At 59.9% G+C, this 13,833-nt stretch carries 13 protein-coding genes and 2 tRNA genes; 2 read left to right on the top strand and 13 right to left on the bottom strand.

What is annotated here, in order from left to right; all coding sequences use genetic code 11:
• Window positions 1-127: 127 nt before the first annotated feature.
• The 12 genes from lysS to AAA021_RS07060 all read right to left on the bottom strand — a co-directional run bounded on the left by lysS (window position 128) and on the right by AAA021_RS07060 (window position 9,968).
• A complete protein-coding gene (gene lysS, locus AAA021_RS07115; protein WP_349088627.1) occupies window positions 128-2,092 on the bottom strand; it encodes a lysine--tRNA ligase in 1,965 nt (654 codons plus the stop codon).
• Window positions 2,093-2,170: 78 nt separating this feature from the next.
• Window positions 2,171-2,641, bottom strand: coding sequence for a transcription elongation factor GreA (gene greA, locus AAA021_RS07110; RefSeq protein WP_117655963.1), 471 nt, complete (start codon window positions 2,639-2,641; stop codon window positions 2,171-2,173).
• A gap of 107 nt (window positions 2,642-2,748) precedes the next feature.
• Window positions 2,749-3,024, bottom strand: a complete 276-nt coding sequence (gene tatA, locus AAA021_RS07105) for a twin-arginine translocase TatA/TatE family subunit (protein ID WP_349088625.1) — start codon at window positions 3,022-3,024, stop codon at window positions 2,749-2,751.
• 112 nt (window positions 3,025-3,136) lie between these two features.
• A tRNA-Pro gene (locus AAA021_RS07100) sits at window positions 3,137-3,213 on the bottom strand.
• 49 nt (window positions 3,214-3,262) lie between these two features.
• Window positions 3,263-4,159 carry a 4-(cytidine 5'-diphospho)-2-C-methyl-D-erythritol kinase gene (ispE, locus tag AAA021_RS07095; RefSeq protein ID WP_349088624.1) on the bottom strand — a complete coding sequence of 299 codons (897 nt, stop codon included), beginning with the start codon at window positions 4,157-4,159 and terminating at the stop codon, window positions 3,263-3,265.
• A 2-nt stretch (window positions 4,160-4,161) separates the two neighbouring features.
• Window positions 4,162-4,458: a Veg family protein gene (locus AAA021_RS07090; protein ID WP_006234957.1), complete on the bottom strand. Its 297-nt coding sequence runs from the start codon at window positions 4,456-4,458 to the stop codon at window positions 4,162-4,164.
• A gap of 130 nt (window positions 4,459-4,588) precedes the next feature.
• Complete coding sequence (dtd, locus tag AAA021_RS07085; RefSeq protein ID WP_349088621.1) at window positions 4,589-5,035, bottom strand: D-aminoacyl-tRNA deacylase; 447 nt, start codon at window positions 5,033-5,035, stop codon at window positions 4,589-4,591.
• 3 nt (window positions 5,036-5,038) lie between these two features.
• A complete protein-coding gene (gene rdgB, locus AAA021_RS07080) occupies window positions 5,039-5,680 on the bottom strand; it encodes an RdgB/HAM1 family non-canonical purine NTP pyrophosphatase (protein WP_118081031.1) in 642 nt (213 codons plus the stop codon).
• Between the two features lie 146 nt (window positions 5,681-5,826).
• A complete protein-coding gene (gene rph, locus AAA021_RS07075) occupies window positions 5,827-6,552 on the bottom strand; it encodes a ribonuclease PH (RefSeq protein ID WP_117799672.1) in 726 nt (241 codons plus the stop codon).
• 53 nt (window positions 6,553-6,605) lie between these two features.
• Window positions 6,606-7,490, bottom strand: coding sequence for a glutamate racemase (murI, locus tag AAA021_RS07070; protein WP_215694632.1), 885 nt, complete (start codon window positions 7,488-7,490; stop codon window positions 6,606-6,608).
• Window positions 7,491-7,541: 51 nt separating this feature from the next.
• Complete coding sequence (locus tag AAA021_RS07065; protein WP_349088619.1) at window positions 7,542-8,453, bottom strand: HAD family hydrolase; 912 nt, start codon at window positions 8,451-8,453, stop codon at window positions 7,542-7,544.
• Window positions 8,454-8,483: 30 nt separating this feature from the next.
• Window positions 8,484-9,968, bottom strand: coding sequence for a UDP-N-acetylmuramoyl-L-alanyl-D-glutamate--2,6-diaminopimelate ligase (locus AAA021_RS07060; protein ID WP_349088618.1), 1,485 nt, complete (start codon window positions 9,966-9,968; stop codon window positions 8,484-8,486).
• Window positions 9,969-10,400: 432 nt separating this feature from the next.
• On the opposite strand from AAA021_RS07060, the gene asnB reads away from it, so the two are divergent.
• Both asnB and AAA021_RS07050 read left to right on the top strand, forming a co-directional pair.
• A complete protein-coding gene (gene asnB, locus AAA021_RS07055; protein WP_195239390.1) occupies window positions 10,401-12,269 on the top strand; it encodes an asparagine synthase (glutamine-hydrolyzing) in 1,869 nt (622 codons plus the stop codon).
• A 57-nt stretch (window positions 12,270-12,326) separates the two neighbouring features.
• Window positions 12,327-12,402: transfer RNA gene (locus tag AAA021_RS07050), tRNA-Val, on the top strand.
• Between the two features lie 95 nt (window positions 12,403-12,497).
• On the opposite strand, the gene AAA021_RS07045 is transcribed toward AAA021_RS07050, so the two are convergent.
• The gene (locus AAA021_RS07045; RefSeq protein ID WP_349088617.1) at window positions 12,498-13,781 is read right to left on the bottom strand and encodes an aminotransferase class III-fold pyridoxal phosphate-dependent enzyme; all 1,284 of its coding nucleotides are present in this window, start codon (window positions 13,779-13,781) and stop codon (window positions 12,498-12,500) included.
• Window positions 13,782-13,833 lie beyond the last annotated feature (52 nt).

Here is a 13,833-nt window from a genome sequence, read left to right as displayed (position 1 = left end):
ACAAGGTGACGTGAAACGAAAGGGCGCTGACCTTCTGGTCGCGCCCTTGAAGTTGAACGTCAGATTGTCCAAATGCGGCCCGCGCAGCGTCGAGCCGTTACGCGGTTTGGTAAAACCGCGTAACCCCCTAGTACATCTTTGCGCCGGCGGGGATGGAAGCGTCGAGCTGGATCAGATTGAGACGCTCCTCGCCATCCTCCTCGTGGATGGCACTGATGAGCATGCCGCAGCTGGGGATGCCCATCATCTTGCGCGGAGGCAGGTTGGTGATGGCGAGCAAGGTCTTGCCGACCAGGTCCTCGGGCTCGTAATAATCGTGAATACCGGAGAGGATGGTGCGGTCGGTGCCGGTGCCATCATCGAGCGTAAAGTTCAGCAGCTTCTTGGACTTCTTGACGGCCTCGCATGCCTTGACCTTCACGGCGCGGAAGTCGCTCTTGGAGAAGGTATCAAAGTCGACGAACTCCTCAAACAGCGGCTCGACGGCAATCTTGGAATAATCAACCGTGGGCTTGAGCGGCTTGACGAAGGGGCTCGCGGTGTTGCCGGCCTCGGCAGCCTTGGCAGCAGCGGCACCGGACTGGAAACCCTTCTCGGGCTTCATGTGCGGGAACAGCAGCACGTCGCGGATGGAAGCCTGGTTGGTGAGCAGCATGACCACGCGGTCGATACCGATGCCAATGCCGCCCGCGGGAGGCATACCGTACTCGAGGGCGCGCACGTAATCCTCGTCGTACTCCATGGCCTCGTCGTCACCGCCGGCCTTCTCGGCCATCTGGGCAGCGAAGCGCTCGGCCTGGTCGACCGGGTCGTTGAGCTCGGAGAACGCGTTCGCGTACTCGTGGCCGGCGATGACCAGCTCAAAGCGATGGGTCAGGCGCGGGTCATCCTCAAAGCGCTTGGCAAGCGGGCTAACCTCGATGGGGTAATCGCACACGAAGGTGGGGTTGACGATGGTGTCCTCGCCCAGCTCGTCATAGATCTCGGCGATGATCTTGCCGGCGGTCCACTCGGGCTTGATCTCCAGGCCCTTCTCGCGTGCGGCGGCAGCAAGCTCCTCAACAGGCGTGTCGATGGTGACCTGCTTGCCGAGCACGTCGGAGACGATGTCGGTCATGGGGCGGCTTGCCCACTCACCGGACAGGTCGATAGTCTGGCCCTGATACTCGATGACCTCGGGGTTGCCGATGGCCTTGTTAGCGGCCTTGATGACGCCCTGGGCGAGCGCCTTCATGCCCTCGAGATCGGAGAAGGCGCGGTAGGCCTCCATCGTGGTGAACTCGGGATTGTGGGTAAGGTCCATGCCCTCGTTGCGGAAGATGCGACCGATTTCGAACACGCGCTCAAAGCCGCCGACGATGCAGCGCTTGAGGTGCAGCTCGGTGGCGATACGCAGGTAGCACTCCTGATCGAGCGCGTTGAAGTGCGTGATGAACGGCTTGGCAGTAGCTCCGCCCTGGATGGTCTGCAGGATGGGGGTCTCGACCTCCATGTAGCCATCGGACTCCATAAAGCGGCGGAACGTGGAGAGAATCTGCGAGCGCTTGCGGAAGGTCTCGCGAACGTCGTCGTTGGCGATCAGGTCGACATAGCGCTGACGATAGCGGGTCTCCTTGTCGGAGAGTCCGTGGAACTTCTCGGGCAGCGGGCGAACGGCCTTGGACAGCAGCGTCGCACTCTTGGGGGCAACGGAAAGCTGGCCACGCTTGGTGCGCACGACTACGCCGGTCACGCCCAGGATATCGCCCAGGTCGAGTGCCTTGAGCGTGTTCCAGGCGGCCTCGTCCATATCGTTGATGCGGCAGAACAGCTGGATCTCACCGGTCGCGTCGCGCACGACGATGAACATAATCTTGCCCTGACCGCGCTTGGCAACCACACGGCCGCCGATCTTCACGACGTCCTCGGTGTCCTCGCCATCGGTGAGCTCGGCGTACTTAGTCTCGATGTCGACGACGTAGTCCTCAATCTCGGAGTGCTCGGGATACGGGTTCTGGCCCGCCTCGAACAGGGAGGCACGCTTGGCCAGGCGGGTGGCGCGCTCGTCGTTGAGCGTCGATGCCTGATCGGCGGCGTTCTGGTTTTCTGCCATAGTTAGCTCCTCAAACTAAAACGCTCCCCAGGATTCGGTCCCAGGGAGCGAAAACATACCTTTACGCGGGACCGTGGTCTAGCGTGCGATCTTGGCGATGGTGTAGATGCGGGTCTTGCCGGAAGGCGTAACGACCTCGACGGAGTCGCCCTCGCCATGACCAATGATGGCGTGGCCGACCGGAGACTCGTTGGAGATCTTGTGCTCGAGCGAGTTGGTCTCGGTGGTACCGACAAGCGTGACCTCCATGACCTCACCGTTGGGATCAATCAACGAAACGGTGGAACCGATGGAGACGGTCAGATCACCCGTGGTGGCAGCAACCTGGGCGTTGGCGAGAATAGCCTGAATCTCGGCGATGCGAGCAGCATTCTGGGCCTGCTTGTCCTTGGCGGCATCGTACTCGGAGTTCTCCGAAAGGTCGCCGAACGCGCGGGCTTCCTTGATGTCCTCGACGATCTCCTTGGCGTAATCGCCCTCACGCCAAGCGAGCTCCTCGACGAGCTTCTGGCGGCCCTCAGCGGTCAGTACGATCTGGCTTGCGTCCATACGGATATCTCCCCAACTATGATGTAACGATCAACTGTCAACAAAAACGAAAAAGACCGGCTAGCCTGCGGGCAAGCCGGTCAGGTGCTCACCCCAAAGGGATGGGACTACTCTGCGTCCGCGTCGCTGTCCTCTGCCTTCTTTTGCTTGGCAGCAGCGAGCTTGGCCTCGAGCTCTGCGATCTCCTTGTCCTCCTTGGACTCCTCGACCACAACGTCCTCGGCCTGCTTGGTTTCGCCCCTATCGTCGCCCTCCATACCCTCGCGGATATTCTTGACGGTAGAGCCGAGGGACTTACCGAGCTTCGGCAGGTTCTTAGGCCCAAAGATAATCAGGACAACAACGAGAATAATGATGAGCTCAGGAGCCCTCAGTCCAAACATGTAGACCTCCACAATACAGCGAGACAAGCTCGAATGAGTATACCGCGGGTATCGCGGTATCACAACAATAGCTAAAAAAAGGGACCGCAAGAAGCGGTCCCTCCTCATGCTCTGGTCGGGTTGACTGGATTTGAACCAGCGACCCCTGCGTCCCGAACGCAGTGCTCTACCAAACTGAGCCACAACCCGTTAGCTCGACTATAGTAACAAAGATTTCCGTCGTGTGCCAGAGAAATTTTTACTTCTTTGGCGCTTCAATGCGAACCGTGTCGGAAACGAGCTCCGTTGCATAAGCCCACCAGCCGTTTTGTTGAGCGGCTGCCGCAAGATTGACTGCCGTGGCGGCGCTATCGCAGAGAGCAAACGAGCAGGCACCCGAACCGCACACGTTTACGGCAACGGTACCGTTCTGCGAACGAAGCCAGTCGAGCACCGTTTGAATCCGCGGCTCCATCTGCGCGGAAATGACACCCAGGTTGTTGTGGACGAGCGCGTAGGCCACCTCTGCATCTCCCGAGTGAAGGGCAGATGCGATCGCTCCGGGCTTGTCCGCAGGCGCAGGGGTCTCGTCAAAACGTCGATAGGCTTCAATTGTTGAAACGCTTGCCTCGCGCGGCTTGACCAGCACGACGGGTGTCGCGGGTAGTGCGGGGTACTCGGTTGCCAGCACGTCTCCCCCACCCACGTAAAATGCAGGGCTGGCATGCAAAAAGAAGGGAACGTCAGCGCCAATGCCGCGCGCGATGTTGTCCAGCGCGGAATCGGCACGGTCGATGCCCCAACTCTCTGCCAAGGCGACAATGACCGCCGCGGCATCCGTCGAAGGACCGCCCAGGCCGGCACACAACGGGATGCGCTTCTCGATCGTGATGCAGACATTGGCTTCGCGACCATAATGCTCGGCCATAGCAGCGGCCGCACGATACGCCGTATTCTTTTGCATGGGAAAATCGGATGCCGGAATCGTCTGGACGGTCAGTGCCTGTGCCGGCGTAACCGTAACGGTATCGACAAGACCGACGGCTGCCATCAGGGAATCGACCTTATGGTAGCCGCGGTCGTCGCGCTCGGTATGAACCCCCAGATAGAGGTTGATCTTTGCCGGCGCGGAAAGGGTCAGGGACCAATCGGTCACCGCTAGTGCTCCTCGAGCTGATTGCCGAGCGGAGTAAAAATGTGCTCGCCGCTCTCGGGGTCAAACAGCTCGACCTGGCCGGTGAGAACATCAATATACTGGTAGGACTGACGCGACTTGCGGCCACGGCGCTCGTCGACCTCGACGATAAAGACTGCCGGATGGACGCTCTTGATGGTGCCCATGCGCTCGACGACGCGGGTGCGGCCCATGTTGGCCTTCACCTTAACGCGATCGCCCACCATATCGGTCAGCTTCTCGTGGATGTCGTCGACGTGATTGACTTCCATCTCTTCCATGAACAGGGCCTCCAGAAGGTGCAATTCAAAAAGGGGATAATACCCCTAAGATAGACAAAACTCTAATACTATAGCACCCTGTTGTGGCCATACGCAAGTAGCTAAATAAGCCCCGTCCCAAATTGACTACTTACAGGCTATCGGTGTCCAGAACGATGGTGAACGGACCGTCGTTGACCAGGTCGACCTTCATATCGGCGCCAAAGATACCGTGCGCCACATGCTCAACGTCCTGAGCGACGAGTGTCAAAAAGTACTCGTAAAGTTCGTTAGCGACATCGGGCGCGCCGGCGTCCGTAAACGACGGACGGCGGCCGTGGCGGCAGTCGGCAAACAGCGTGAACTGCGACACCACGAGCACCTCGCCGTCGACATCCGCCAGCGCCAAGTTGGTCTTGCCGTTCTCGTCCTCGTTGATACGCAGCCCGCGGAGCTTGCCCCACAGCTTGTCGGCTTCGGCGCGTGTGTCGCCGTGGCCCACGCCCAGCAGCACCAAGTAGCCGCGTCCAATACGGCCCACGCACTCGTCGTCGACTGTCACGCTGGCGTTGAGCACGCGCTGCACCACCGCACGCACGGTCTACTCCTCGCCCGTCAGCTTGGCGGACAGATGCTCGAGCGCATGGAAACGATGGCTGATGGCGTTCTTCTCGTCCGCTGTGAGCTCGGCCATGGTCTTGCCCGGCGTATCGACCGGCAGGAACAGCGGGTCGTAGCCAAAACCGTGTTCGCCGCGGCCCTCGTGCGCGATAACGCCTTCGCAGGCGCCCTCGCCATAGGTGACCAGGCCGTCCGTATCGATAAGCGCGACGACGCTCATAAAGCGCGCGGTACGGTCCTCGTCTGCCACGCCTTCCAGGTTAACGAGAAGCTTGGCGTTGTTGGCGGCATCGTCGCCATGCACGCCCGCATAGCGCGCGCTATACACGCCCGGCTCGCCGTCCAACGCATCGACGACCAAGCCGGAGTCGTCGGCGATGGCCATAAGGCCCGTCTCCTCGACCGCAGCCTGCGCCTTGATGATGGCGTTCTCCAAAAACGTCGTGCCGTTTTCCTCGGGGTCCTCAAAATCGCCCAGCTGGCCGAGCGCCACAAAGCGCACCTCGGGCATGACCTTGCCCAAAATGGCCTCGATCTCGGTGAGCTTATGGGCGTTGCCGGTTGCCACGACGATGGTCGCCGCCGGGTCGAGGGTGTCGATGTCAATCTTCTCAAGTGCCATAGCTGGTCTCCTTTGTCTCTATAGCAATGCCGAGTTGAGGACGACGAGGACTTCGGCCTCTCTCCCGTCTCAATCAACGGCAGTCTTATACTTCGACGTTTTCCCAGATAAAACCTGCCAAAATAAACCTGTCCCTTTTTGGCAGGTTAGGCGAGGGCTTGGCGCTGAAGCTCGATGAGCTCGGCGATACCCTTGTCGCCCAGGTCGAGCAGGGCGTTGAGACGCTTGCGGTCGAAGGGCGCCTGCTCGCCGGTACCCTGGAGTTCGATCATCTCACCAGAATCGGTGGCGACGAGGTTCATATCGACCTCGGCGTGGCTGTCCTCGGAATAATCCAAGTCGAGCAGGGTATTGCCGTCGACGACGCCCATGGAAATGGCGGCAACCTGGCCCGTGAGCGGGATGCGCTCGAGTTTGCCCGCCTCGACCCACATGGCAAGGGCGTCGTGCAGCGCCACCCAGGCGCCGGTAATGCTCGCCGTACGCGTGCCGCCATCGGCCTGGATCACATCGCAGTCGACGGTAACGGTGTACTCGCCGAGCGCCTTCATATTGACGACGGTACGCAGGCTGCGGCCGATAAGCCGCTCGATCTCCATGGAGCGGCCCTTGCGGTTGGCATGCTCGCGCTTGCAGCGTTTACCGGTCGAGGCCGGTAGCATCGCATATTCCGCCGTTACCCAGCCGGCCTTGGCTCCCTTGCGCCAACCAGGCACACCCTCCTCGATGGTGGCGGCGCACAGTACGCGCGTGTCGCCGAACTCAGCCAGGCACGAGCCGTGGGCGTGCTTCATGACGCCGCGGGTGAGCTTAACGGGGCGCAGCTCGTTGGCGGCACGGCCGTTGGCGCGGTTGACCTGCATGTATTCCATGGAACTATCCTTTCGGCAAAAGATGTGGCGAAGCCTCCGGCGACATTGCGAGCCTAACCGAGTTCGTCGATATCGACATGCTCGATGCTTTTGAGCGGCTGGCCAAAGATAAAACTGCCCGCAACCGCAAACTCGGCAATGTTGTCAGACGTGGTGGCAAAGCGATGCTGCGGCTCGGCGGTATCGCCCGCCAGCTGCTCACGGCGCGTGAGGATATCGGTCAGCTCGCGGGTGGTCTCCTCGGCGGAGCTCACCACGCGCACCCCGGGTCCCAGCGCATGGCGGATGGGACCTACCAGCAGCGGGAAGTGCGTACAGCCGAGCACCACGGTATCGATGCCACGATCGTGCAGTGGCTCGACTGTGGCGCCGACCAGCGCGCGAACGGCTGGCGTATCAAAAATATCCTCGTTCTCGAGCCACTGCTCCTGCAGATGCGCGCCCGAGGCGAGCTCGTGCTCGACGACCTCGACAAAGCTCGAAGCCGGGCAGCCATACACATCGACACCAGCATCCAAGTCCTGGATGGCGCGCGTGTAGGCACCCGAGCGAATGGTGAGGTTGGTGGCGAGCACGCCCACGCGACGCGTACGCGTGCTGTTGATGGCGGCGCGTGCGCCCGGGGCGATCACGCCGATCACGGGAACGTCAAGCACTTGCTGAGCCAGACGCAAGGCCGCGGCGGTCGCCGTGTTACAGGCGATGACCATGATCTTAACGTCGTGCCTCGATAGCCAGCGGCCCGCCTGCAGCGCAAACGAGCGAACCTCGTCCTCGGTGCGGGTGCCATAAGGGCAGCGCTTAGTGTCACCGAAATAGTAGACGGACTCGTGCGGAAGCGCCGTTGCGATCGCGCGCGCGACCGTTAAGCCGCCCAGGCCCGAGTCGAACACGCCGATCGGACGCGTGTCCCCGGCCAGATTATCGATATCGGACATTACCTCACCAGATTCTCTCTCGAAAAATGCGACCATGCGTGATGCGTCGCGCTACGAACGGGCCGCGACCAACAGCTCGGCCGTTGCCACCCAACCGTCGACAATCTTGCCGCGCGTAATATAGGCATTGTCGCAGGCATCCAAGAACTCCGGGGCACCGGCGCTCGTCAGACCGTTCTCGACCAGGCAGAACATGCCAACATGGTCGGCCATGTAGAAGTCGGACTCGGAGTCGCCGAGCGCAAGCGTCTCCTCGCGCTCGATCCCCAGGTGCTCGCAGAAGCGCGCAATGGCAACGCCTTTGTTGAGACCCGCCGGATTGATGTTGAAGGCGCGGCCGTCCTCGACGCGATTAAGCTCGAGCGTCGTCGGCTTGGACAGGTGAGTCAGATGACCGTTGCAAGCCCAGACCAGACCGCAGCCGGCCTCGTCCAGGATGGCCTGGACCTCATCGTCGGGCACATCGCCGCGCATGCCGACGGTGACCTCACGGTACTTGTAGCCGGTCGACATGTCGTTGTGGTATTCGATCTTGTGCGGCCAGCGGGCAAGGATCTTCTCGCACACGCCGGTCTGCTCGATCACCTGGTGCGGCGTGAGACCGCAGGCGGGGTCGTAGGGCATGTCGCCCGTCAGGTACTCCCAGTCGTTGGCCTTGAGGTCGTACATGACCAGGCCGCCCATCTCGCCGATGTAGGAGTTGAGGCCGAGCACGCGGGCGTCCTCATGGATCATGGTGCGATTGCGACCCGAGGTGGGGACCACCTGGATGCCGGCACGAGCGAGCGCGACAACCGCCTCGACGAGCTTGGTCGAGGGATTGCCGTCGTTATCGCGCAGTACACACGAGCCGGGGGCGAGCATCGTGGCGTCCAGATCGGTAAAGACATACTTGACCTTGGCAAGGCGCTCGCGCACCTCGCCCGAAAGCTCGGCAACGGTCGGCAGGATGTTGTGGGACATGGTCACTCCGTTTACATAGAAGGGGCTGGTCTAGGCGTCGTACGCCGCAAGGGTGCGCTTGAGAATCGAACCGTCGCGCTCACAAGGCTCGGGTCCGTTCTTGCGCAGCATACACTCTTCCTCGCCCTTACCGGTCACGATGACCACGGCAGGACGGACAGTTTCGCGCACGGCAGTCTCGATAGCGGCAACGCGATCAGTCACGATTTGCCAGTTATCATTTCCCTGCGCCTGTACATTGCGCGCAATCTCGGCACAAATGTCCTCGACGTCCTCGGGACCCGGGTCGTCCTCGGTAATCACGATGCGATCGGCGTACTTGCCGGCGGCAATACCCATCGTGGTGCGTCGATCGACACCCTTACCGCCCGTAGCGCCAAATACAACCGCCAGCTCGCGCTCGGGATAGTTCTCGCGCAAGTCGCGCAGGAGTGTCTCGAGGCTCATGCCGTTATGTGCAAAATCGACGATGCCCAGGATTTTGCCCGATACGGACGGATAGAGCTCCATACGACCGGGAACGAAGACGCCCTCAAAGCCATGGACGATACCCTCTTCGGAAATGCCCAGGGCCTCGGCGCAGGCAATAGCGGCAAGCGCGTTGGACACATTGAACTTAACCGGCGTGGGAATCACAATGTCACGCGTAAAACGGGGCGTGCGCACCGTTGCCACCACGCCGCAGTCGCCATTGCGAATCGCCAGCGCAAGCACGTCGGCACGCTCGTCGGTCAGGGAGAACGTCACCGTACGTTCGCAACGAGATGCCGCCTCGAGCGCGCGATCGACCTTATCCATATCGAGATTGACCACGGCAAAACGGCTCTGCAAGAAGATTTTGAGCTTGCTGGCAAAGTAATCCTCGAGCGTCAGATGCTCAATCGGCGAAATGTGATCCTCGCCGATATTGGTAAAGGCGCCGACTTCAAAGTCAATCTTGCCCGTACGCTCGTATTTGAGGCCCTGACTCGATGCCTCCATAACCAGCCACGGGGCACCCGCCTCCGCAGCATGTGCGATGCGAGACTGCAGCAGGAAGGATTCGGGGGTCGTCAGCTTGGAAGGGCCCGTCTCGATGCCGTCATCGAACTCAATGCCCGTATTAAGAGCGGGTCGATGACAGCCCTTAAGCTTGGCCTCGTTGGCGAGGATGCCGCGCAGATAAAAGCTGCAGGTCGACTTGCCCTTGGTGCCTGTAAAGGCGCAGACCTTCACCTTACCCGACGGGTGCCCATAAAAGGCATCTGCCACCACGGCGAGCGTGCGACGAATATCGCTCACAATCACCGCGGGAAGATCAACATCGTAATCGACCTCGGAAACGTAGGCCACGGCGCCATCGGCGATTGCCGAAAGCAGGTACTCGCGCTTAAACGCACGGCCCTTGCAGACAAACAACGTGTCCGGACGCACCTGGCGCGAGTCATCAGTCGCAAACTCAATGCGCTGGTCGCACGAAGCGCTCGGTCTGGAAACAACAAGGTCATCTTCCTCGAGCAACTCTATATAGCGCATCAGAGTTAGCTTCTCTTGTGTCGGACTCGACATACAAAGACCTCTCTCGCTAAATTCAGCCTTAAAGGGCAGAAGACGTCCCGCGGCAGAAACGATGAAACATTCTGTATTATCAACCATCCTAATATGCCACCTGACCTTGCACGCATCACAGCCTTCTAAAAAATTGCATGGACTGTGCCGTGGTCTAATAAATGGCAACAGTGTTCACCCCGTGTAAAAACAAGGAAATCTGGGTGCTGTTCTTTAACATAGCGTTCGCAACCACGGCCCGCCGCTTCGTCTGAAGATCGGGACGTGGTTTTTTCGGTTCGCTCGGCGCTTATGCCCTATCACGAAACAAAAGATTGGCATGATAGTAAAGATTATTTGACATCAGCTGCCGCAATCCTTGCGGCAGTACACCTGAGCCGTCAGCAGAAAGGATCTTGCATGTGCGGTTTTGTCGGTTTTACCGGTACAGATGAACAGAGTGAGCTGGTTCTCACGGCCATGATGAATCGCATCATCCACCGTGGTCCCGATATGGGCGGCCAGCATATCGTCGACAACGTTGCCCTTGGCTTCCGTCGTCTTTCGATTCTCGATCTTTCCGAAGCTGGAGCCCAGCCCATGTCGAGCGACGACGGCAAGGTCACGATTGTCTTCAACGGAGAGATCTACAACTTCCAGGAGCTTCGCGCCGAGCTGGAGGCGGCCGGCTACGCCTTCCACTGCAACGCTGATACCGAAGTCCTGGTACACGGTTACGAGGAGTGGGGCGAGGACCTGGTCAACCGTCTGCGCGGCATGTACGCGTTCGTGATTCACGACCAGAACAAGAACAAACTCTTTGGTGCTCGTGACATCTTTGGTATCAAGCCGTTCTATTACTACCAGGCATCCGATGGCTCGCTGCTGTTTGGCTCCGAGATCAAGAGCTTCCTGGACCATCCCAAGTTTGAGAAGGCTGTCAACCACGACGCGCTGCGCCCCTACCTGACGCTGCAATTCCCTGCCACGGAGGAGACCTTCTTTAAGGGCGTGTTCAAGCTTGCCCCGGCGCATTGTTTTACGTATGACCTGACGACCAACACCATGGACATCAAGCGTTACTGGAGCTGTGACTTCACCGACGACAACTCCAAGACCTTCGAGGAGTACGTGGACGAGTGCGACAAGGTCGTGCACGAAAGCGTCGCTGCGCACCGAATCGCCGATGTTAAGGTGGGCTCGTTCCTTTCTGGCGGTGTGGACTCCAGCTACATTGCCGCCTGTCTCATGCCCGACACCACGTATTCTGTCGGCTTCGATTACAAGAACTTCAACGAGACCAACTACGCCGCCGAGCTTTCCGACAAGCTGGGCATCAAGAACGTGCGCAAGATGATTACCGCCGACGAGTTCTTTGATGCACTGCCCGATATCCAGTACCACATGGACGAGCCGCAATCGAACCTGTCCAGCGTGCCGCTGTACTATCTGGCGCAGATGGCTTCCAAGGAGGTCACCGTCGTCCTTTCGGGCGAGGGTGCCGACGAACTGTTTGCCGGCTATGAGTGGTACGAGGACACCCCCGAGATGCGCACTTTTAAGAAGCGCGTGCCGCTCGGCGTACGTCGCGCCCTGGGCTCACTCGTTCAGCATCTCCCCTACTTTAAGGGCCACAACTTCCTGACGAAATGCGCCGAGGTTCCCGAGCGCTGGTATGTGGGTCAGGCAAAGGTGTTCGATCCCTCCGAGGTCGACGAGGTGCTCAAGCCCGCTTATGACACCGGCAAGAACGCCGCCGAGATGTGCGCCGAGTACTACAAGCAGGTTCCCGACTGCTGCGAGCTTTCCAAGAAACAGTATCTGGATATGAACATGTGGCTGCCGGGTGACATTCTGCTCAAGGCCGACAAGATGTGCATGGCGCATTCTCTGGAGCTCCGCGTTCCGTTCCTGGACAAGAAGGTCATGGAGTTTGCCGAGCACATTCCCGCCAACTACCGTGTTAACGAAGAAGGCTGCAAGCTCGTTCTGCGTCACGCTGCCAACCGCACGCTGCCCGACGAGTGGGCAACGCGCAAGAAGGTGGGCTTCCCCGTACCGGTCAAGTTCTGGCTGCGCGAGCAAAAGTACTACGACTACGTAAAGGAATACTTCACCGCACCGTGGGCTGCTGATTTCTTTGACACTGATGCGCTCATGAAACTGCTCGACGATCACTTTAAGGGCCGCGCGCTCAACCAGCGCAAGATCTATACCACGCTGACGTTCCTCATTTGGTACAAGCGCTTCTTTATCGACGAGAACAAGAGCACTGAAGTCGCCGCTTAGATTTCGTTATGAATTAGCGGTGAACCACGCAGGGTTTCCGCTATACTCAGTCCCTGCGGGCGATTGGCGCAACGGTTAGCGCAGGTGCTTTACACGCACAAGGCTGGGGGTTCGAATCCCTCATCGCCCACCACTTGATTGAAAAGGCTCCCAGCGATGGGGGCCTTTCCTTTTTGTGCCCAGTGCAGGGGGATTCGAACCTGCTCCAAATTGCTATGCCTGATGGCGCTAGGCCAAAACGTCCGACAGGATCTCGATTAGGCTGTCCACGTCGGCCTCTTCGCACACGAGCGGCGGAAGGAAGCGCAGCGTATGTGCGCCTGTAGCGTTGATCACGGCACCAGCCCCCAATGCACGGGCCACGACGTCGTGTGCATCACCCGCGGCATCATCCAAATCGCAGCCGAGCATCAGGCCGCGACCACGCACCTCTACCACATGCGGAAGCTTAGCCAGCGCCTGCTCCATATAGGCGCCAACTTTGGCAGCATGCTCGGCATAATCGCCGTGCACAAGCGCGGAGAGCGTCGCGGCACACGCCGCGATGGCCAAGCAGCTGCCACCGAAGGTCGAACCATGATCGCCGGGCTTAAAGACGTCGGCGATTTCCTTCTTTGCCACCACGGCACCCATAGGCACACCGTCGGCAATGCCCTTGGCAAGGCTCATGATGTCGGGCTCCACGCCATAGGTCTGGAACGCAAACGGCTTACCAGTACGAAAGATTCCGCACTGGACCTCGTCGGCAATAAGCACGGCACCCACCTCGTGCGCCAAGTCGCGCGCCGTAGCCATAAACTCCTCGGTCATGGGGTGCACACCGCTCTCGCCCTGAATCGGCTCGAGCATCACGGCGCAAATTTCACTGCCCAACTGCTTAAAAATTGCACGCAGTTCATCTACATCGTTGGGTGCGCAGGCCACAAAGCCACCCGGCAGCGGGCGGAAACTGTCCTGCAGCCAATCCTGCATGGTCGCGGCAATGGTCTCGAGCGTACGACCGTGAAAGCCGCCACGCATGCACACGATGGTGTTGCCAGCGTTGCCGGCACGCTTGGCGTACAGACGCGCGAGCTTCATAGAGCCCTCGTTGGCCTCGGCACCGGAATTGGCAAAGAACGTCTCCCACAACTGCTCGCCCGCAGCCGGAGCGCCAAGCGCCGCCGCCGTGGTCTCGTCGCCGGCGGCAATCGCGTCGGCAAGCACGCGTGCACCGTCCGCATCATCGTTAGCGAGCTTGGACAGCAGCGCCGCGACCTGGCCGCGCTGCTCGATGTAGAAATAGTTGGAGACATGCAGGAGCCTCTTGGTCTGGGCCTCGAGCGCCGACAGCACTGCCGGATTGCCGTGGCCCAGGCTGCACACGCCGATGCCGGCAAGAAAATCGAGGTATTCGCGACCATCGTCGCCGGTGAGCTTCATGCCGTGGCCTTCGACAAACTCGACCGGCGAGCGACCAAAGGTGTGCATGACATAGTGGGATTCGAGCGATTGTTGTGCTGCAAGTGACATGAGATACCTTTCGTTAAGCGCCAGGTAGCGCGGACTGTGGGCGTAATGGCGT

The organism is Collinsella sp. CLA-JM-H32, assembly GCF_040098165.1.
Taxonomy (GTDB): Bacteria; Actinomycetota; Coriobacteriia; order Coriobacteriales; family Coriobacteriaceae; genus Collinsella.
This window is presented reverse-complemented; position numbering and strand designations above follow the sequence as displayed.